Source organism: Adlercreutzia agrestimuris (genome assembly GCF_943193125.1).
In the GTDB taxonomy this organism is placed as follows: Bacteria; Actinomycetota; Coriobacteriia; order Coriobacteriales; family Eggerthellaceae; genus Xiamenia; species Xiamenia agrestimuris.
Map to the genome: position 1 here is coordinate 116731 of NZ_CALPCX010000002.1, position 21635 is coordinate 138365.

At 50.0% G+C, this 21635-nt stretch carries 13 protein-coding genes; 11 read left to right on the plus strand and 2 right to left on the minus strand.

Going from position 1 to position 21635, the window contains the following annotated elements; all coding sequences use genetic code 11:
• The first annotated feature begins 3 nt into the window (after positions 1–3).
• From rlmB to glmM, 8 genes are all read left to right on the plus strand, one after another.
• Positions 4–783 carry a 23S rRNA (guanosine(2251)-2'-O)-methyltransferase RlmB gene (rlmB, locus tag NFR28_RS03700; RefSeq protein WP_251178485.1) on the plus strand — a complete coding sequence of 260 codons (780 nt, stop codon included), beginning with the start codon at positions 4–6 and terminating at the stop codon, positions 781–783.
• Positions 784–820: 37 nt separating this feature from the next.
• Complete coding sequence (locus NFR28_RS03705; protein ID WP_251178486.1) at positions 821–1357, plus strand: NYN domain-containing protein; 537 nt, start codon at positions 821–823, stop codon at positions 1355–1357.
• 141 nt (positions 1358–1498) lie between these two features.
• Entirely contained in the window at positions 1499–2185 is a 687-nt protein-coding gene (locus NFR28_RS03710; protein WP_251178487.1) for a helix-turn-helix domain-containing protein, read from the plus strand.
• 9 nt (positions 2186–2194) lie between these two features.
• Positions 2195–3109: a DUF4097 family beta strand repeat-containing protein gene (locus NFR28_RS03715; protein WP_251178488.1), complete on the plus strand. Its 915-nt coding sequence runs from the start codon at positions 2195–2197 to the stop codon at positions 3107–3109.
• A 202-nt stretch (positions 3110–3311) separates the two neighbouring features.
• Positions 3312–6854: a DNA-directed RNA polymerase subunit beta gene (gene rpoB, locus NFR28_RS03720; RefSeq protein WP_476723726.1), complete on the plus strand. Its 3543-nt coding sequence runs from the start codon at positions 3312–3314 to the stop codon at positions 6852–6854.
• Entirely contained in the window at positions 6855–11252 is a 4398-nt protein-coding gene (locus tag NFR28_RS03725; RefSeq protein ID WP_251178489.1) for a DNA-directed RNA polymerase subunit beta', read from the plus strand. It abuts the gene before it with no gap.
• Positions 11253–11351: 99 nt separating this feature from the next.
• Positions 11352–11873, plus strand: a complete 522-nt coding sequence (hisE, locus tag NFR28_RS03730; protein ID WP_251178490.1) for a phosphoribosyl-ATP diphosphatase — start codon at positions 11352–11354, stop codon at positions 11871–11873.
• A 100-nt stretch (positions 11874–11973) separates the two neighbouring features.
• On the plus strand, positions 11974–13308 hold the full coding sequence (gene glmM, locus NFR28_RS03735; protein WP_251178491.1) for a phosphoglucosamine mutase: 1335 nt from the start codon (positions 11974–11976) through the stop codon (positions 13306–13308).
• A gap of 129 nt (positions 13309–13437) precedes the next feature.
• Here glmM and ppk1 read toward each other — a convergent pair whose 3' ends face one another.
• Entirely contained in the window at positions 13438–15984 is a 2547-nt protein-coding gene (ppk1, locus tag NFR28_RS03740) for a polyphosphate kinase 1 (protein WP_251178492.1), read from the minus strand.
• A complete protein-coding gene (locus NFR28_RS03745; protein ID WP_251178493.1) occupies positions 15956–16942 on the minus strand; it encodes a Ppx/GppA phosphatase family protein in 987 nt (328 codons plus the stop codon). Before NFR28_RS03745 ends, ppk1 begins: the two co-directional genes overlap by 29 nt.
• A 166-nt stretch (positions 16943–17108) precedes the next feature.
• Between NFR28_RS03745 and NFR28_RS03750 the strand changes: the two genes are divergently transcribed.
• The 3 genes from NFR28_RS03750 (at position 17109) to purM (ending at position 21373) form a co-directional block, all read left to right on the plus strand.
• Positions 17109–18806, plus strand: coding sequence for a polyphosphate--AMP phosphotransferase (locus NFR28_RS03750; RefSeq protein WP_251178494.1), 1698 nt, complete (start codon positions 17109–17111; stop codon positions 18804–18806).
• Between the two features lie 311 nt (positions 18807–19117).
• Positions 19118–20164: a class B sortase gene (gene srtB / locus NFR28_RS03755; RefSeq protein WP_251178495.1), complete on the plus strand. Its 1047-nt coding sequence runs from the start codon at positions 19118–19120 to the stop codon at positions 20162–20164.
• A 123-nt stretch (positions 20165–20287) separates the two neighbouring features.
• Entirely contained in the window at positions 20288–21373 is a 1086-nt protein-coding gene (purM, locus tag NFR28_RS03760) for a phosphoribosylformylglycinamidine cyclo-ligase (RefSeq protein WP_251178496.1), read from the plus strand.
• The last annotated feature ends 262 nt before the right edge of the window (positions 21374–21635 follow it).

Sequence of the window (21635 nt, forward strand, 5' to 3'; positions counted from 1 at the left end):
ACCGTGGCAGATTATATAGAAGGAAAGCGCCCCGTCATTGAGGCATTCAGAACCGGTGTGCCTATGAGGCGTATTCTCATTGGCGATTTTGTTAAACGCGATGGCATGATTGAAGATATTATGCGCAAAGCTAAGCGTTATAAGGTGCCCGTTGAAATGGTGCCACGCAAAGCACTTGAAGATCGTTCCGTGCGCGGGTCTCACCAAGGTGTTATGGCGGAGGCAAAACCTTTTGCTTATGTTGGCATTGGTGAAGTTATTGATGCAGCTACGCAAAGTGCCGAGCAGCGCGAAGGCGCAGCTTTGGTTGTTCTGCTTGATCATATTACCGATGCGGGAAATCTAGGCGCTTTAGCGCGCAGCGCTGAGGCGGTTGGAGCCAGTGGGCTGGTTATTCCTAACAAGCGGAGTGCGCGTGTGGATGCGGCAACATACAAAAGTTCAGCAGGTGCCATTTCGCACATGCCGGTAGCGCAGGTGTCGAACTTGGTGCAAGCAATTTCGCGTTTACAAGAAGCGGGTTTTTGGGTAGTTGCTGCTACTGAGCATGCGTCGGATGTGCTTTGGGATGTGAACATGAAGGGCAAAATAGCTCTTGTAATGGGCAATGAACACGAAGGCGTATCTCGCTTAGTTTTGGAGAACTGTGACCTTTTCGGCAAACTCCCTATGGCAGGTGAGGTTGCCTCGCTTAATGTTGCGCAAGCAGCTACGGCATGCATGTATGAATGGCTTCGCCAAAATGCTGGCTCGTGGTTGTCTGGTGGGCAATCGTCTTGTTAAACAGCCAACATGGCGATAGCGTGACGAAGGACAAAGCGTGGCTCATAAACGAAATAAATTGCTCATTGTTGACGGGTATAACGTGTTGCGCTCGGGTAAACGCTACAAGCGCAACACCGACCCTGACTATACCGATGATCCCTATAATGCTGCACGTGAGCGACTGCTGACAGATGTGGTTAATTTTGCCGGGCACGAATACAAAGCAATCATTGTTTTTGATGGTGCTTACAATGAGTTCTCAACGGGCGAAGCACAGACTATTGGGGGCGTGCGCATTATTTTTTCGCCTGCGGGGCAATCGGCTGACAAAGTGATAGAAAAACTGGCTCATGATGCACGCGAGCGAAACGTTGAGACGCTTGTGGTTACGAGCGATGCCACTATTCAAGACACGGTATTCGGTCAAGGGGTTGACCGCATGAGCGCAGATGGATTTAGTCACGAGGTTGCGCAGTATTACGATGAAGTGCGTCTTGATGAATCACCTCGTGTTGCTCGGAAAAACACCATTGCTGAGCGTATAGATAGCGCCACGTTGGCAAAGCTTAAAGCGCTACGCGACGGCAAATAAACCCAGATCACAAGAGAGGCAACCGTGGGTTGCCTGAAGAAAAACGGAATTGACACCTGTACTTGCTGGTGCAATAAAAAACGAACCGATAGGCTTTTGAGGAGAAGGATTAAAGAATCAATGGTGCAGAAGGGTTCGTATATGAATAATGACATTGCCCAACGTTTAGCGGAGATGAGACGATCTCGCGGCTATAGTCAAGAAGAGCTCGCGTGGAAACTGGGATTATCGCGACAGGCTATCTCGAAGTGGGAACGCGCTGAATCTTCTCCCGATACCGGTAACTTATTGGCGCTCTCGCGGTTATATGGTGTTACTTTGGATGAACTCGTATGTGGTTCAGATGCTGATACGGAACGACATCCAGCAGAGGAGTCCACGGCTGTAGCTGTACCGGCGGAAACGCCAGCGCCTGAGCCAGTGGGGACGCCTGTGCCAATTGCGATGCCGGCAGAAACAGTATCTGAGCCTGCTCCTGCGGCAACGCCCGTATCTTCGCCTGCGTCCGTGGTGACTGAGCCTACCCCTACGGTGGCGCCTGAGCCAGCGGCTGCACCTACGGTAATGCCCACGGCTGCGCCTACAGCAATGCCCACGGCTGCACCTACGGTTGGAGCTGCGCCTACGGTGGCGCCCACGCCGATCAAGCGAAGTGCGTGGTCGACGTTTCCTTATCCCGTTGCCTGCGCGCTTGCTTATTTGGTTATCGGCTTTTGTTTTGGTTGGTGGCATCCAGCATGGATTATCTTCTTCACGATTCCGTTTTATTACTGGCTCGTGAAAACCATTCACGATGATCCGATTTATCGACAAAACCACCAGCAATAGAGGTGCACTATGGCCTATCTTACCAAGCAAACCAAAGTCAAAATAGCGGGCATTATTGCTCTTTGTCTCGTAGTTGTTGTCGGTCTCAGTTCGTTGTTTTGTTGCTCACCTATGGGGTTTTATGAGCCACCCGTACCGCCCATCGCGCCTTCTTCGCCTGCCGCGCCTTCGCCCGCAGGTGCTAACAAAAACTCTTCCGATGCTACTGAGAATGCATACAGTTTTGATGCAGATGACGTAGAAAAAATTACTGTTGCATGGGCGGCTGGCAGCGCATATGTTCACACTGCAGATATAGAAACAATTGAAGTGCGAGAAATATCTAGCGGAAGAAGTCGTTCTGTGCCGATGGACTGCAGGTTGAACGGGACGACGCTTGAAATAAACTATGCCACCCATGCAATAGGCCTCGTAGGTTGCGCATTCAATTTTGGTTCCAAACAGCTTGAGATTTGCATACCTTCTTCAATGAATGACTCGCTTCAGCTGTTCGCCCTTGACGCCGCATCAGGAACATATCGTTTTGATGGACTGTCGGCGCAAACGCTAGACGTGACGCTTGCTTCTGGGGAAGTGGACGTGCAGGACGTGCATGCGACTGACTTGCTGCTTGATATTGCGAGCGGTAGTGTTCAGGTTGTCGGAAATGTTGGAAGAATTAATTCCAACAGCGCATCGGGGAAGGTTAACGTGACCTGCGTAGACTCTTTGAAGCAGGCTAATATTTCGCTTGCAAGTGGCCAGTTTAAGCTCGTTTTGCCAAAGGAGTCTAACTTTACCGTTGATCTTGATAAAGTTGCAGGTTCTTTGGCGGTTACCGGGTTTGACTGCATGCAACAGGATAATCGCTGGATTTGCGGATCGGGTGAGTCTCCAATTGCGATTGATATTGTTTCTGGTTCTGTAGATATCTGCGCACAATAAGGCGCATTTGCAGCAACCGGGCAATTCGCTTGCGATTATGAAGCCGAAAGCACAAGACAAATTACCTGGTAAAAGCCTAAAACTACAAGAAATTTTCATACTTCGTAAAAATTTTTCTTGACGAGGCATGTTCTAAAAGCTATTTTAGGAAATTGCGACTTTTTCGCGATTTAGCGGAAGCTCATGAAGGAGGACATGCCTCGTGACTGAAGGTAAAACCACTGATCAAAGCATGCTTTATAGGGATCGACGCTCGTTTGCTAAGATCCCCGACGTCATGGACGTCCCGAACTTGATTGCTATTCAAACAGAAAGTTTTGAATGGTTCAAGACTGAAGGCTTAAGCCAGGCGTTTAATGACATCAGCCCCATCGAAAACAGCACAAAAGATATGTGTGTTGAGTTTGGGCGCCATGAATTTGGTGAGCCCAAATACACGGTGGACGAGTGCAAGGAGAAAGACGTCTCCTACCAAGCACCCCTGTTTGTAGAAATTCGTTTCATCAACCGCGAAACCGGTGAGATCAAAGAGCAAGAGGTGTTTATGGGCGACTTCCCGCTCATGACTCCGCGTGGCACTTTTATCATCAACGGCACTGAGCGCGTTGTTGTATCACAGCTTGTTCGTTCGCCTGGTGTTTATTTCGCCTCTGAGCGCGATAAGGCAAGCGACAAGACTATCTATAATGCAAAGGTTATCCCAAGCCGTGGTGCATGGCTTGAGTTTGAAACCGACAAGCGTGATATGCTCTCAGTTCGCATTGACCGCAAGCGCAAGCAACCGGCTACGTTGCTGGTGCGCGCATTGGGTCTTGCTGAGACGCGCGAAGAGATCATCAACTTGCTCGGTGATGACGAGATGGTTCTGCGTACGCTTGATCGCGACCCGGCTACTACTAAAGAGGAGTCGCTGATTGAGCTTTACAAGCGCTTCCGTCCCGGTGAGCCCCCAACAATTGATTCGGCTCGTACGTTGCTTGATGGCTTGTTCTTCAACCCGCAACGCTACGACCTGGCAAAAGTTGGTCGTTACAAGATTAACAAGAAGCTCGGATTTGATCCTGACTTTGAGTCTTCTACGCTGACAGATGAAGACATTGTTGAGACAATGCGCTATATCATCGCGCTGCATGCAGGCGAAGAGGGTGTGTCGGTTGACGACATTGACCACTTTGGTAACCGTCGCATTCGCACCGTAGGAGAGTTGATCCAAAATCAATTCCGCATCGGCCTGTCTCGTATGGAGCGCGTCGTTCGCGAGCGTATGTCCATGCAGGAGCCCGATGAGATCACGCCGCAGTCGCTCGTAAACATTCGTCCGATTGTTGCAGCTATCAAGGAATTCTTCGGCTCATCACAGCTTTCGCAATTTATGGACCAAACCAACCCCGCAGCAGGCATTACTCACAAGCGACGTCTGTCTGCTTTGGGTCCGGGCGGTCTGTCACGTGAGCGCGCAGGCTTTGAAGTTCGCGACGTTCACACTTCTCACTATGGTCGCATGTGCCCGATTGAGACTCCTGAAGGTCCAAACATCGGTCTGATTGGTTCGCTTGCAACGTATGCTCGCGTAAACCCCTATGGCTTTATTGAGACGCCGTATCGTCGCGTAGTGGATGGCAAAGTTACAGACGAAGTTGATTATCTGACTGCTGACGAAGAAGAAAACTACACCATCGCTCAGGCAAACGACCTGTTTGACCCGCAAACGCGCCGCTTTGGTGCCTTTGATGAAAACGGTGAGTTCCATGAGGCAACTCGTGTTCTCTGCCGTACGATGAGCGCTACGGGTGAATTTGGTGAGCCGGACGAAGTTGCGCCTGATCAAGTTGATTACATGGACGTATCTCCGCGCCAGATGGTATCCGTTGCTACATCGCTGATTCCTTTCTTGGAGCACGACGACGCAAACCGTGCATTGATGGGTTCAAACATGCAGCGCCAGGCAGTTCCGCTGCTCAAGCCGCAAGCACCGTTGGTTGGTACAGGCATTGAGCATCGCATTGCTGTTGACTCGGGTGAGATTTTGGTCGCGCAGAACCCCGGCGTGGTTGACTATGTTGACGGTCAAACCATCATTATTTTGAACGACGAGGGCGAATACGATGAGTATCTCGTACCGAAGTTCCAGCGTTCTAACCAAAGTGGCTGCATCAACCATCGCCCGATCGTCCGCAAGGGCGACGAAGTCTTCGCTGGCGATGTGTTGGCTGATGGTCCTTCTTGTGATCACGGTGAGCTTGCTCTTGGTCAGAACCTCATGGTTGCTTACATGCCGTGGGAAGGCTACAACTACGAGGACGCTATCATCGTTTCTGAGCGTGTCGTAGCAGAAGACCTGCTAACCTCTATCCATATTTCTGAGTACGAGATTGATGCTCGTGATACTAAGCTCGGTCCGGAGGAAATCACGCGTGAGATTCCTAATATCTCAGACGACATGATCTCTGACCTGGATGCAGACGGCATTATCCGCGTTGGCGCTGAGGTGTTCCCGGGTGATGTGCTTGTTGGCAAAGTTACCCCGAAAGGTGAAACTGAGCTGACAGCCGAAGAGCGCCTGTTGCGTGCAATCTTTGGCGAAAAGGCACGTGAAGTTCGCGATACATCCTTGAAGGTGCCGCACGGTTCTGGTGGTCGTGTTATTGGTATCAACCGCTTTAGCCGTGAAGGAGGCGACGAACTGGCTCCTGGTGTTAATGAGTTGGTACGCATTTATGTTGCTCAAAAGCGTAAGGTTCAGCAGGGCGACAAGTTGTCTGGTCGTCATGGTAACAAGGGTGTTATTTCCCGCGTTTTGCCTGTTGAGGACATGCCTTACTTGGCCGACGGTACGCCAATTGACGTTATCTTGAATCCGCTGGGTGTTCCGTCTCGTATGAACGTTGGTCAGCTGCTTGAGAACCACCTTGGCTGGGCTGCTAAGTGGGGCTGGGATGACGCTGAGGACACCACTGAAGTTGTTGAAGGTCCTATGCATGTTGCAACGCCAGTATTTGACGGCGCAAACGAGCGTGAGATCTCTGATGCAATTGAAAAGGCAAATCGCAATCTTATCAACATCAACCATGCGAAGTATGGCGACATGGCACGTGATGAGTTTGTGCCGCAGCTCTCTCGTACGGGTAAGACGTGGCTCTATGACGGCCGCACCGGTGAGAAGTTCCGCGAGCCTATTACGGTTGGTCAGTCCTACATCCTTAAGCTCGGCCACATGGTTGACGACAAGATCCATGCACGTTCAACTGGTCCTTACAGCTTGATTACGCAGCAACCGCTTGGTGGTAAAGCACAGTTCGGTGGTCAGCGCTTCGGTGAGATGGAAGTGTGGGCGCTGTATGCATATGGCGCTTCAAACGTGCTGCAGGAGATCTTGACGGTCAAGTCTGACGACACGGCTGGACGCGTTAAGAGCTACGAAGCCATCGTAAAGGGTGAGAATATCCCGGCGGCTGAAGTGCCTGAGTCCTTCAAGGTTTTGGTGAAGGAAATGAAGTCATTGTGCTTGAACGTTGAGCTTGAAGGTCATGACCATCAAACCATTGACGTCACGGTAGAGCATGATGAGGAAGATTCAGATCGCGGTTTGTTTGAGGCAATTGCTGAAGACGCGCGTAAGACTGAAGAAGACAATGCAAGCGCCCTTGATAGCATTGCTGCTGAGCTTGGTGAGCTCATGGGGGATGCTGACGCTGAAAATGACACTGAAGTAAACGAACTTATCGAAGAGGGGGAGGAGCTGTAAATGACGACGGAATTCGACGTAAATAATTTCGACGCTCTGCGTATCTCCCTGGCAAGTGCCGAAGACGTGCGCAGCTGGTCGCGCGGCGAGGTCAAGAAGCCGGAGACCATTAACTATCGCACGCTCAAGCCAGAAAAAGACGGTTTGTTCTGCGAAAAGATTTTCGGTCCGACCAAGGACTGGGAGTGTGCGTGCGGCAAATATAAGCGCGTACGTTTTAAGGGCATCGTCTGCGAACGCTGCGGTGTTGAAGTTACGCGTTCAAAAGTGCGCCGCGAGCGCATGGGTCACATTGAGCTTGCAGCTCCGGTGAGCCATATTTGGTACTTTAAGGGCTCGCCTTCGCGTTTGGGCTATCTGCTTGATATTCCGCCGAAGGAGCTTGAGAAGGTCTTATACTTTGCCAGCTCAATTATCACGTCTGTTGATAAAGAAGCACGCGAAGAAGACGCTGATGAACTGCGCGATGAGCTTGCGGCTGACTTGGAAGAGTTGGACGCAGAGCGCGATCGCATCGTTGAAGCTACGCGCAAGCTCTCTGTTGACTATGTCCCCGAAGACGATGACTTTGTAGACGACATTGAAGAGGACGAGCGTCTTACTCCTGAAGAGGTTGACGAAGAGATTGCCGACATCTATGAGGAGTTCAACGAGCGTAAAGCTCTTCGTCAGGATGCCTTCGAAGCATTCATGAAGATTGAGCCTAAGCAACTTGTGCCTGATGAGGCTCTGTATCGCGAGATGCGCTTGAACTATCGCGACTACTTCACCGGTGGCATGGGTGCTGAAGCTGTTCGCGATTTGCTTGATGCGATGGATCTGGAAACAGTAGCAGAAGAGCTGCGCGACACCATCTCAAACGGCAAGGGCCAAAAGCGTGCGAAGGCTATCAAGCGCTTGAAGGTTGTGGATGCCTTCTTGAAGTCATCCAACAAACCCTCAGACATGATTTTGGATGTTATTCCGGTTATCCCGCCTGACCTGCGTCCTATGGTGCAGCTTGACGGTGGTCGTTTCGCAACGTCAGACTTAAACGATCTGTATCGTCGCGTTATTAACCGTAACAATCGTTTGAAGCGCCTCCTTGACTTAGGTGCGCCTGAGATTATCGTGAACAACGAAAAGCGCATGCTGCAAGAAGCAGTTGACAGCTTGTTCGACAACGGTCGTCGCGGTCGTCCGGTAACAGGTCCGGGCAACCGTCCGCTGAAGTCGCTTTCTGACATGCTCAAGGGCAAGCAAGGTCGCTTCCGTCAAAACTTGCTTGGTAAGCGTGTTGACTATTCTGGTCGTTCGGTAATTGTTGTTGGCCCGCAGTTGAAGCTGCACCAATGCGGTCTGCCCAGCCAGATGGCGCTTGAGCTGTTCAAGCCGTTTGTTATGAAACGCCTGGTAGAGCTTGAGTATGCTGCAAATATCAAGGCTGCAAAGCGAGCAGTTGATCGTGGCGCAAGCTACGTTTGGGACGTACTTGAAGAGGTTATCACCGAGCATCCGGTTTTGCTTAACCGTGCACCAACCCTGCACCGCTTGGGCATTCAGGCTTTTGAGCCGGTGTTGGTTGAAGGTAAAGCCATCAAGCTTCATCCGCTGGTATGTACAGCGTTTAACGCTGACTTCGACGGTGACCAGATGGCTGTGCATGTGCCGCTTGGTGCAGAAGCCCAGGCTGAGGCTCGCGTGTTGATGCTTTCTGCAAACAACATTAAGTCACCGGCACATGGTCGTCCGCTGACCGTACCAACCCAGGACATGATTATCGGTCTGTACTACCTGACTGCTGCTCGTGATGGCTTCCCGGGCGAGGGTCGTGCGTTTATTGACTTTGCCGATGCACTCAATGCTTACGACGCTCGTGCTGAGGTTGATTTGCAGGCCAAGATCTGGGTGCGTCTCTCTCGCGACACACAGGTGGCAACCGCTTTCGGAACCATGGAAGAGCATAAGGCTGGCGAGCGCATTGAGACCACCATCGGTCGCATTACGTTCAATTCAGTCTTGCCTGATGACTATCCTTATCTCAACTATGAGATGAACAAAAAAGAGATTGGTCGTTTGGTTGAGGATGTTTGCAACCGCTACGAGCTTTCTGAAGTGCCGGCCATTTTGGACGGTCTGAAAGACGCTGGCTTCCATTACGCTACGCGTGCAGGCGTAACCGTATCGGTTTATGACGCAACGGTGCCGCCTAACAAGCCTGAAATTTTGGCTGCAGCAGATGCAAAAGTTGCCGCCATTGATGAAGACTACGAGATGGGTCTTATGAGCCGCGAAGAGCGCCATAAGCAGGTTGTTGATATCTGGAACGAAGCCAATGAAGAAGTTGGCGAAGCCATGGCTGAGAACTTCGACAAGTTCAACCCCATCTACATGATGGCGTTCTCTGGTGCTCGTGGTAACATCAAGCAGATTCGCCAGCTTGCTGGTATGCGTGGTTTGATGTCTGACCCGAAGGGCGAGATTATTGACCGTCCTATTAAGGCAAACTTCCGCGAGGGCTTGTCGGTATTGGAATACTTTATTTCAACGCACGGTGCTCGTAAGGGTCTGGCTGACACCGCACTGCGTACAGCTGACTCTGGTTATCTGACCCGTCGTCTGGTTGACGTTGCGCAAGATGTGATCATTCGCGAAATTGACTGCGGTACCACTGATGGTGTGCCGTATCCGCTGCACACTGAGAAGGGCGATCTGGATGAGAACCTGATTGGCCGTTGTGTTCTTGAGTCGTTGGCAGACGCAAATGGCGAGATCATCGTTGATGCTGATGAATACATTTCAGGCATTGATCAGCTTCGCGCGCTTGAGGCTGCAGGCATTGAAGAGGTTGTTATCCGTACGGTTATGACCTGTCATGCCGAGCATGGCGTATGCCAGAAGTGCTACGGTTGGGACTTGGCAACAGCACGTCCGGTCAACATTGGCACAGCAGTTGGTATTATTGCCGCTCAGTCAATTGGTGAGCCGGGTACGCAGCTTACTATGCGTACGTTCCATACTGGTGGTGTTGCAGGTGAGGACATTACGCACGGTCTGCCTCGTGTTCAAGAGCTGTTTGAGGCACGCAAGCCGAAGGGTCTTGCTGTCTTGGCAGAGATCTCTGGTACGTTGCAAATCTCGGGCGATAAGCAGTCCAAGACGCTGACCATTCATGACCAGGAAGGCAACTATCGCGAGTATGTTGTTTCAGCACGTGCTCAGATGGTTCCCGGAGTGGTTGATGGCTGCGAAGTACACATTGGACAGCAGCTTACAAAAGGTTCAATCAACCCGCACGATTTGCTGCGCTTGACCGATCCGAACACGACGCTTCGCTATATCGTAAGCCAAGTTCAGGGCGTATATGTTTCACAGGGCGTAGACATCAACGACAAGCATATTGAAGTTATCGCGCGTCAGATGCTGCGTAAGATGGCAGTACTTGATGCAGGTGACTCTGATTACCTGCCCGGTCGCCAAGTCAACCGCTTTGAGTTTGAAGATGTTGCTAACGAGCTCATTGCTGAAGGCAAAGAGCCGCCAGTTGGTCAACCTCTGTTGCTTGGTATTACCAAGGCGTCGCTTGCTACCGACTCATTCCTGTCAGCCGCTTCGTTCCAAGAGACCACCAAGGTGCTTACCGATGCCGCTATTGAGGGCAAAGTGGATCACCTGGCAGGACTTAAGGAAAACGTTATCATTGGTAAGCCAATTCCGGCTGGTACCGGTTTGCCGCGTTATCGCGAAGTCGGCTTGACCTACAAGGGTCGTCCGGTTTCTGCGGTCAACGGAGATGCGTTGCCTGACTTTGCTCCTGATGCACTGCGCGACATTGAAGAGCTGTTGCCGCAGCCGCAGGATTGGTCTCTTGATGATGCTTACTTCAACAACGGTAGCTATGGCATTTATCCGGGTGCGTCATTTGGTCATATCGGACCGCGCCTTTCTGATGAGGATGCTCGTCTGTATATCTATGATGACTTGGGCGTATCGCAGCGCTGGGCTAACAAGTTCTCAGAAGCTGGCATTGAGACAGTTGCTGACTTGGCAGGCCGTACTGAAGAAGACCTCCTTCGCATTGAGGGTATTGGTGTAAAAGCAATTGAGGAACTCAAAGAGGGTCTTGAAGAGCGCGGTCTGCTTCATGTAATTGAAGACGATCTGTCAGCTACTTCTGACGACATGAGTCAATTGCTGGATATGGTCTTTAGCCCCGATGATACGATCCTCATCGGTGGCGACGAGCCTCCAACATTTAATACGGATGGCGAAGACATGCTTGGTGAAGCACTGCCGCCTCGCTCGTATCAGCGAAACCTAGAGGAGCTTGACGCTCTGCTTGGATCAGTTGGATCTTTCGGATTCGGTCTGACCAGCAAAGAGGATGAAGCAGCTTCCGATGCAAGTCTAGACGACTAACGAAGTTTGAGGGGGTGTTAACAAACGCCCCCTCTTTTTTGGAACGCTTTAAGTTCCGCATGCTTTATTTCGCACGCTGTTTATGCGAAAGGAAATGGTATGACTACCACATCTGACAGTTCTTATATCTCTAAGACCTACATACCTGATAACGAGGAGGCTCCGGCCTCGCAAATTGGTGCAACGCTTGAAGCACTTGCGCACACCATTCGTTTGCGTCGAGATGCTGATGAATCTAGCTACACGTATAGACTTTTGAGCGAATCACCTGATAAAGTGCTTAAGAAGGTAATGGAAGAAGCCGGTGAAGTTGCACTTGCTGCCAAAGATGTAGAGTCATGGGCAACCTCTTCGTTAGCTGCCGCCTTGGCGTATGCGGCTGGGGCTGAGCAAGATCTTGACGCTGAAGATATAGCGGTGCAATTGCCCGACGATTATCAAAAGTCGGTGGATCATCTGCGCTATGAAGCAGCTGATGTCGTATATCATTTGATGGTTGTTTTAGAGCGGTATGGAATTTCGCTCGATGAATTTGCAGCTGAGTTAAACAATCGTATGACCGACGAAGAGCGACCAGCAGGAGCGGTGCGTTTGCGCGATGAGTGTGTAAATCGGGGATAATAGAGCGGGCAAGCTTTACGAGGAGAGTTTTTTGGGGAAGTGTTCTCTTCATAAATGCTTTGCTCATTAAAATAACGTTTGAGGAGAAATCGAGAAATCTATGGCGCGTTTGTTTGGAACTGATGGTGTTCGCGGAGTTGCAAACACCGAACTGACGTGTGATCTGGCATTTAAGCTTGGTCAAGCTGCCGCATGCTTTCAAGGGAAAACGATACTTATTGGAAAAGACACGCGATTATCAGGCGATATGCTTGAATCATGCGTAGCAGCTGGTGTCATGTCAATGGGTGGCACAGCGCTTATGGCTGGTATTATTCCTACGCCGGCTATAGCACTTTTGGTGCGCGAGTTATGCTGTGACGGTGGCGTAATGATCTCGGCATCTCATAATCCGCCCGAATATAACGGAATTAAGCTTTTCGACAGTAAAGGCTTTAAGCTACCTGATGCAATTGAAGATGAAATTGAGTCATTTGTCTTAGAAGGTGGCGCAGGGGCACATTGTCTTCCGGCGGGAGATGCGGTTGGTGTCATTGTTCCTGTTGATGAAGCGTGCGAGATGTATATTGAGCATGCAGTTTCTACTATCGAAGAACAGAACATTAACTTTGACGGTCTCAAAGTTGCGCTTGATGTGGGGCATGGAGCATCATGCATGACGAGTGCAGAAGCACTTCGCCGTTTAGGTGCGGAGGTTGTCGTTATCAATGAGGACTTCAACGGAACTGACATTAATGTCCAGTGCGGCTCAACACACCTTGAACCCCTGCGCGAGCTAGTTGCTCAAACGGGTGCCGATGTGGGCATTGCGCATGACGGTGACGCGGATCGTGTGATGCTTGTTGATGCTCAAGGCAATGAGATTGACGGCGATATGGTTGAGGCAGTATGTGCAATAGACCTGAAGAATCGCGGTTTGCTTGCGCACAATACGGCCGTTTCAACGGTGATGTGCAATTTGGGTCTATCGCATGCATTGCGCGATGCGGGTATTGATCTGATTCAAACCAAAGTGGGCGACCGCTATGTGCTAGAAGCAATGCGTGAGGGTGGCTTTGTTATTGGCGGCGAGCAGTCTGGTCACATGATCTTTCTAGAGCACAACTCAACAGGGGATGGTCTGGTGACAGCGTTGCAGTTTTTGGCAGCCTGTCAGCGAATGGGCTCATCTATTGCCGAGGCAACAGCGGTTATGACGCGGTTCCCGCAAACGCTCATCAACGTACGCGTGAAAGACAAGCATGCTGTTGAGGATAACGCTTCAGTTCAGAAGGCGGTAAGCCTTGCTGAAGCGGAGTTAGGTGATTCAGGTCGTGTGCTTTTGCGTGCATCGGGTACCGAGCCGGTGGTGCGCGTGATGGTGGAAGCAGCAAGCGCTGAGGAAGCTGATCGTCATGCGCAAGCAATTGCAGATGTAGTGGCACGCGAAGTGTAAGAGTATAGCTCATTGAGAAATAATCCTCGTGATGAGCGAGTGTTGTGTAGTAAGCCCCTCAACGTATTTTGTTGAGGGGCTTATTTTCTTTCTTGCGTTTATCGCATAACTTGTCTTTTTGATTGCAAGCTATTTGCCGGTGAGAAGATAGCGCAATCTGCCGAAGAAACCACGTTTGCGCACTTGCTGCAGTTGTGCTCGCTCAATTGCAGTGACGGATGCATTGGTTGCAGTGGAAGCATCTGTAGCTGCTGTAGGTGCTTCTGGTGTAGCTGTAGCAGCTTGCGGAGGTTCAACTTCGTCAGGAACAATGACGTCAATCTCGGATTCACGCACAACAGCATCTGCCTCTTTTGCTGCCAGTTCGGCTTCTCCTTCTGCCTCAAGCTTTGCGTTTTTCGCGCGCTTCTCTTTGAAGTAGTCAAGGTCGGAGACCGTCTGACCGTCAGCGGCTTCAAGATGCTTGCGCTGTGCGCGGTTAATAAAGAATGTCTGCGAATCGAAGAGCTCTTCGCCATTGGCGCATGCACCAAGAGGGGTGTAGCTTCTGTCCGGCTGCAATTCGCGAAGCTTGGCGGTATCGGCGAGGCAAGCATCCACATAGCTCAGCACATAGTCGCGCAGTGCTTCGTCTTGAATTGGCCACGCAATTTCAATACGCTTGTCCATATTGCGCGTCATGAGATCGGCGCTTGAAAGATACATCTTCATGTTGTCATGCGCGCCAAAGCCATAGATGCGGCTATGTTCGAGCAATCTTCCTACAATTGAGACGACGCGCACATTATCGGTTTCTCCCTCAATACCGGGAACGATGCAGGAAATGCCGCGCACAAAGAGCGTTACGGGCACGCCGGCCTTTGAAGCGTCAACAATACGCTCAATTATTTCCTTGTCGGTGATGGAATTGGTCTTGAAAAAGAGACCACATGGCTGTCCTGCGTGTGCTCGTTCAATCTCTTGATCAATTGATGCCAAGATCATCGGTTTGATCTGGAGCGGAGCAACCCAGAGAGTTTCATAGTTGTCCGAAGTGTTTTCAAGTGCCATATTGCGGAAAAACTCTGTAGCGTCTTTTCCGATAGATGGATCAGTGGTGATAAAGCACAGGTCGGTGTAGAGCTTCGCGGTTTTTTCATTGTAATTACCGGTACCAAGCTGGGTAATGTGCTGAAGTCCCTGATCGGTTTGGCGTGTTATGCAGCAGATTTTTGAATGAACCTTATAGTCGCGAAAGCCATAGATCACGTTGCAGCCAGCCTGCTCAAAGCGCTGCGACCATTCGATATTATTGCTCTCATCAAAGCGCGCGCGAAGCTCAAAGAGCGCGGTGACGTTTTTGCCATTTTCGGCTGCAGCAATGAGTGCTTCTGCTAGATGGGATTGGCGTGCAAGACGATAAAGGGTGATCTTGATAGAAAGTACCGACGGATCTTGTGACGCTTCGCGTAAAAGTTGTACGAATGCATCCATAGATTCGTAAGGGTAGGAGAGAAGTACCTCTTTTTCGCACACTTGCTCAAGTATGGGCTTGCGTTGGTCAAGACAGGCTGGCCATGCGGGCGCAAAGGGGGTATTACTCAGACTTGCGCGCTTATGATCGGGCAAAAGGTCGCCCAAGCCAAAGGTATAACTCATATCAAGGGGTACTGAGGTGCTAAACACTTGATACTCTTTTAGTCCAAGCCGCTCCAGCAAGGTTTTGCGAACCATAGATGAAAGAGGACGCTCGCTTTCAAGGCGAACAGGAGCCAAACGAGAACGCTTCTTCAAAATGCGTTTCATATGCTCGCGATAATCGTCGTCTTGTTCGTCAGTGCCTTCCGTTGCGTCAAGGTCGGCGTTGCGTGTTACGCAAATGATGTTGGTGTGTTTGACTTCGTACATAGAGAAAATGGTGGGCACCATCAGCTCAATCGCGTGTTCAAGCAAGATAAAGTCCAAGTTTTCACTTGGGAGCAAAATGATACGGTCACATTGGCGTGGGAGAGGGACAAGCCCGAGGGTGACACCTTCGGCCCCAAGATTTTTCGCCTTATCCTGCTTGCTCTTTGCATCAGGTTTGCTCTTGGTATCTTGCTTGCCTTTTGCGTCAAGCTTACTCTCTTTGTGCTTTTCTTTGTCCTTTTTCCCTTTGTTTTCAACTTCTTCGTTGAGGCGAACTACCACATATAGTGCACCATTCTCAAGATGGGGGAAGGGGTGGCGCGAGTTGACAATCTGCGGAGAGAGAAACGGCATAACATTGCTCTCCATGTAATCGCGCAAAAACGAACGCTGCTCATCGGTAAGATCACTGAGCGTAAGCTGGTTTATTCCCTGTTCGGACATCTCGCTGCGTACCGTTTTGTAGGTACGCTCTTGGATGGGGTAGAGCTCATGACAGCGCTTATAAATGGCATCAAGTTGTTGTGCGGGAGTCATCCCTGATTTTGAATCAATGATGGACTTTTTGACGAGTGCTAAGTCAGTCAAACTGCCAACGCGAACCATGAAAAACTCTTGCAAATTACTCCAGAAAATGGAGATAAAATTGAGTCGCTCAAGAAGAGGTACGGTTACATCGGCGCCCTGGTCAAGCACGCGTTCGTTGAATGCGAGCCATGAGAGTTCGCGGTTTTGTAAGTATGCTGGAGCAACAGGTTTTTCAGTTGCTTCCGTTTTCGGTTCGCTCATTATTAATCCCTTCCCTCTGTCTCTCAATCACCTGGGTCATCAAAAACCCTTCGCGAATCCCGTGTTTGCAAATTCGCAATTCACGCGCGCCGCTCTCCTCAAAGACAGCACGTAAAATGACACACCCTGGCACAATCGTATGAACGCGCTCAACGCAAGCTTTGAGCGCCGCGTGGGCGAAACGATGTGGTTCCTCCACACAGAGTTTTAATAACTCATCAATATCAGCAGGAGTCAAAACGCTTGGTCGCTCAGAGAGGTGGCGAACTTGCACAAGCATTTTTGCTGCCGCGCGAATGCTTCCACCAACGCCATAGAGTTGGTTTGCGCAAAGCGCATTTGCAGGCAATTCTCCTTTGTCTAACTGCTCGGCCAATAAGTCGCAAAACGCCTGATTAATTGCTGCCATCTCGTTTTCGGTAGGCAAAATGGCAGATACAAAGCGCGTAAACGACGACAACGACCCCATAGCAATAGACAGACCGCCTTGATCTCGTGAGTTGCGCACACACGAAAGCTCGGTGGAACCGCCGCCGATATCAACAAGCGTGCCATTGGTAAGCGGCTCGTCAATGCCTGCACCTATAAAACCGAGACGCGCTTCTTCTTCAGCGGAGAGCACTACGATGGAATGTCCAATATTTCGCTCAAGCGCACTAACGGCTTCTTTGCAATTGCGTGCATTGCGCAAAACCGCCGTGGCGAAAATATGGACCTGCTTGCAGCGAAGTGCTGTTGCGCGCTTTAGGTGACCTCGTAGCACGGAAGTTGCGCACTTGATGCCTTCGTCGCTAAAAACTCCGTCCACCACATAAGCAGCCAATCCTGCCATAACTTTGTCGTTAACGAGGCTTCTAAAGGGACGATTCTTGTCGCGCGCGTCTTGCGATGAGCGAATCTCGTACACCACTAAGCGAATTGTATTAGAACCCAAATCAATTACCGCGCAATGAGACATGATTGCATCTTCTCCTCCAAAGATAATACCATTGTAATGCTAAATGAGCGCTAAACTCTATTGAGGGTAGCTTCGTTGGAAACCTTTTACTTTCGCTTTACGTGAAAACGCGCATTACGGCAAGCGCTGTGTTACGATGCAAAAAGGCCAACAGATTGGAGAAGCTATGCTGGAGTCGGTCGATTTTTCTCAACAACCCTTAGACAAAGAAACGTACAAGCAGCAACGCGACGAGCTGATGTCGCAGTTGGTGGTCTTGCAGCAGCAGGCACGTGCCAAAGGTGTTGGACTGGTAGTGCTTTTTGAAGGCTGGAATGGTGCGGGTAAAGGTTCGCGCATTTCCGATCTAATGTATCACCTTGATGCGCGCGCCACGAGCGTTTACGTGACGGAAAACCTTGACGTGAAAGCGCTTGATAAGTTTTCGGGGCGTCCGTTTGGCGTACGCGGCATGAATCCAGAGATGAAACAATTCTGGGAGGCGCTTGGCTCGCGCGGAACCTGCACGTTTTACGATCGCGGATGGTATACCACTGCTGTCCAGCATATGCTTTTTGAACAATTTGGCGAACTGTCTCTTCCTGAAAAACAATCTCACGATGGATCTATCACTGCGCTTCGCTATTACCTAGATTCATGTGCCGACTTCGAGCGGCAGCTGGTAGACGATGGGTATGTCATTGTAAAATTCTTTGTTCATGTGACTCATAAAGCGCAGAAAAAGCGCCTCAAGCAACTTCATAAAGATCCTGCAACGCGTTGGCGTGTAAGCAAGGAAAAGCTTGCTGATACGGGTAATTACAAAGAGGCATATAGGCTCTATGACAACTTGTTAGAAGGGACAGACTTCTCATATGCGCCATGGCATTTGATAAATGGCGAAGACAAGCGTCGGGCCAACCTTGATATTGCTTCAACGCTGGTAGAAGCATTCCGCTCAGCCCTTGATGCTCAGCAAGATCCAGCAGCTCAAGCTGCAGCTGAAAAAGCTCAAGCAAATTCGGCTGGCGCATTATCGGAGATGCCGCTTGAGGGGCGCACACCCGAAGACGAGGCGCGTATCCTTGAAGCGGGGGAAGCTCGCGCACGTCAAGATAGCGCACGTGCTCCAAAGGTTTCGCGTTTTCGCCAAGTAGATCATCTCTTGCGTGTTGAAGATATTGCTCACGACAAAGTGCTTGATCCTGAAGATTATAAAGCGCAACTCAAGCGAGAGCAGGCGCGCCTCAATCAGCTTGAGATGCAAATGTATCAAGATCGCGTGCCGCTTATTTTGATGTATGAAGGGTGGGATGCGGCTGGAAAAGGAGGGAACATTAAGCGCGTTGCGCAGGCTCTTGATGCGCGTGCGTATACCATTTTCCCGTCGCCGGCGCCCACGAAGCCTGAGCTCTTGCATCCGTTTTTGTGGCGCTATTGGACACGTCTGCCAAAAGCAGGGCATGTTGGAATCTATGATCGCAGTTGGTATGGGCGTGTCTTGGTGGAGCGTGTTGAAGGCTTCGCCACGTCTGAACAGTGGACACGTGCCTACGACGAGATTAATGAATTTGAGCAAGAGTTGGTAAGGTGGGGTGCAATTCTCTTGAAGTTCTGGGTGGACATTTCGCCTGAAGAGCAACTGCGCCGTTTTGAAGCTCGTCAGCTTGACCCTGCTAAACAGTGGAAGATTACTGATGAAGATTGGCGTAATCGTGATAAGTATCCGCAATACAAGGCAGCGGTCAACGATATGTTCCGTTTAACGTCTACAACCTACGCTCCCTGGATTGTTCTTGAGAGTGACGATAAACGCTTTGCACGGGTCAAAGCCTTAAAAATCATCAACGATGCCCTTGAGTTGCGCTTGCATGAAAAGGCGTGAAACGTTAGTATGATGAGGTTAATCAAGTAAGTTGTTGCGCTTGAGTAGTGTGCGGGCGCAGTAGTAATACGACATGAAGGAATGCTATTATGAGCTTTATGAGTTGGATTCCAACAGAGGCTATTTGGATTATCGCCGCGGTCATCGTTTTGATTATCGTGATCTTTATCGTCAAGGGCTTTATTGACGAGATGAAGAAGTAATAGCCAGACAATAATCTTCGTAGTTCTTGCGAAAAATTGCATAGCGCTCTCTTTTGGGAGCGCTTTTGCGTATCATGACATATATTGAGGAGTTAATAAGGGGATTGTATGGCAGATCAGTTTCCGCAAAACTATAGCAACTATCAACCTGTTACCCCAGGTTATGGGCGAAGACCAGAAATACCAAAGAAGAAAAAGGGTGGCGTGTGGCGCGTTATCTTTTGGCTTGCTTTAATTGTGCTGATTGGAGCTTTGGTTGCGCTCGGCGCCATAATCTGGAGCTATCTACAGGGACAAAAGACGTATGAGGAAATTGCCGTCACTGCAGATGTGCAGGTGCAAGAAGTAACCTTTGAGGAGATGGCGGTAGATTGGGATGCGCTTTTAGCGGTTAATCCTGATCTGGTGGGTTGGATTTATATACCTGGCACCGTTATTAACTATCCTATTGTGCAAGGAAATGACGATCAGTATTACCTCTATCATGACTTTAAGGGTTCAGAAGGTTATATTGCTACCTTTGGTTGTATCTTTTTGTCTGCAGATAACGACGGAACCTTCGCCGATGAAAACAATGTTATTTATGGTCATCACCTCAACGACGGTTCCATGTTTGCTGCAATTGCTGACTTTGGCGACACGGGTGTTTTTAACGAGCATCGCACGGTTTATGTGCTTACCCCTGAGGGCAATTATGAACTAAAAACCATGTCAATCGTACATTGTGAAGCTGACGACCCATTAGCGCAGGCGCGTTTTGAAAGCACTGAGTCGTACCATGAATATCTGCAGGACAAGGTTGATCGCTCAGTGGTCACACCTTCTGGGCTGGCGCCCATTGACGACATTACAAAGAGCTTCGTGTTTGCTACCTGCGATAACCTGGCCTCTGATGGTCGTTGGGCACTGTTTGCGTATGTGACGAAGTCAACGGTTCCTGGAGTTGAAGGGACTGATCAGCTGACTGATTCTGCTGACGCAAATGCAGCAGAGCAAAGTGTTACCGGCGCTGATGCCGCCGAAGTTGATATGACCGACCAGGATGCTGATAACAGTGATGGAGCCGAACAGCCCGAGCAGGGCATTGAAGCTGGCATTGATGACGCTGAGGACGCCCAAGCAATTGCAGATGGTGCACGAGATGCTGTTTCGTAGGCAATAGAGAACCATGAACGCGCTATGATGTAGTGCACCTTGCAAAAGAGTTATTTTGAGTTCGTTTCAAGTTTTGTTTAGGTAAGTAGTTAACCAGGAAACCATCCAGGTGAAAGGGAGGCCATGGAAGCCCAAGAACGTATTACATATGCCCAGGCGGGTGTTGATATTGAAGAAGGCGCACGTGCTGTTGACGCTATCAAAGGCGCTGTCCATGCTACATATCGTCCTGAAGTGGTAGGCGATATTGGTGGGTTTGGCGGTCTGTTCTCCATTGCTGCCGCAAAGGATATGGTTGATCCGCTTTTGGTGAGTGGTACCGATGGCGTAGGTACCAAATTAAAGGTCGCACAACTGATTAACAAGCATGACACCGTGGGCATTGACCTGGTTGCTATGTGTGCAAACGACATTCTTGCCACTGGAGCTGAGCCGCTGTTTTTCTTGGACTATGTGGCGGTTGGCAAGCTACAGGCAGATGCCATGGCAGAAATTGTTGGGGGTATTGCTGAGGGCTGCAAGCAGGCAGGATGCGCGCTGATCGGCGGCGAGATGGCTGAACACCCTGGCGTTATGGATCCTGATGATTACGATTTGTCGGGCTTTTGCGTGGGTATTGTCGATCGTGCAACTATGCTTGATCCTGCCAACGTGCAGCAAGGTGACATCCTTGTTGGTCTTGCTTCATCCGGTCTTCACTCAAACGGATACTCGCTTGCTCGTAAAGTCTGCATTGAGGGCAAAACTGCTGAAGAAGTGCTTGCCCCTTGCGAAGAATTAGACGGCATATCTCTAGGTGAAGCCATTCTTGCTCCTACGCGTATGTATGTGAAGCCAGTGCTCAACGTGCTGAAGCAATGCCCGAATGCCGTTCATGCACTTGCTCATATCACAGGTGGTGGCATTACCGAGAATCTCAACCGCGCGCTTCCGAAAACATGCGACGCAGAAGTTAAGCTGGGAACATGGCCGGTTCCGCCAATCGTTCGCATGGTTTGCAACGCTGCACATCTTGACGAAACAGAGGCGCTTAAAACCTTCAACATGGGTATTGGAATGGTGCTAATTGTAAATCCTGCTTTTGTAGGAGATGTTTTTGATGCACTTGAAGCAGCTGGCGAAAAACCCTACATGATCGGTAGTATTGTTGATGGCACCGGCTCGGTCACCTACGTTCACGACGGTTCGCTTTATACCTACGATAAGTAAACTACTTAAAAGCTCAGACGAAAAAACGCACGCTCTTTCAAATGAACGAGCGTGCGTTTTGTTTTATCTGCTGCACTGTCTGACCTAAGAGGCAATGAAGCCATTGAATCCCGTGAAGCTTGTTGGGTAATGCGGGCATATAAACCCCAGCTTATGGAGGAGTTTGTATGACCGCATTGTAATTTAACTGTTCACAATCTGTTACCAATACGTTATTGTAAGATCCGTATAGCTATCGCTTGTTTTGCGCTGAAGAGAAGCT

Coding starts and splice junctions, on each gene's coding strand:
- glmM (WP_251178491.1), top strand. CDS start 11,974: ATGGCGCGTTTGTTTGGAACTGATGGTGTTCGCGGAGTTGCAAACACC.
- NFR28_RS03750 (WP_251178494.1), top strand. CDS start 17,109: ATGCTGGAGTCGGTCGATTTTTCTCAACAACCCTTAGACAAAGAAACG.
- NFR28_RS03725 (WP_251178489.1), top strand. CDS start 6,855: ATGACGACGGAATTCGACGTAAATAATTTCGACGCTCTGCGTATCTCC.
- NFR28_RS03710 (WP_251178487.1), top strand. CDS start 1,499: ATGAATAATGACATTGCCCAACGTTTAGCGGAGATGAGACGATCTCGC.
- NFR28_RS03715 (WP_251178488.1), top strand. CDS start 2,195: ATGGCCTATCTTACCAAGCAAACCAAAGTCAAAATAGCGGGCATTATT.
- ppk1 (WP_251178492.1), bottom strand. CDS start 15,984: ATGAGCGAACCGAAAACGGAAGCAACTGAAAAACCTGTTGCTCCAGCA.
- hisE (WP_251178490.1), top strand. CDS start 11,352: ATGACTACCACATCTGACAGTTCTTATATCTCTAAGACCTACATACCT.
- purM (WP_251178496.1), top strand. CDS start 20,288: ATGGAAGCCCAAGAACGTATTACATATGCCCAGGCGGGTGTTGATATT.
- srtB (WP_251178495.1), top strand. CDS start 19,118: ATGGCAGATCAGTTTCCGCAAAACTATAGCAACTATCAACCTGTTACC.
- NFR28_RS03745 (WP_251178493.1), bottom strand. CDS start 16,942: ATGTCTCATTGCGCGGTAATTGATTTGGGTTCTAATACAATTCGCTTA.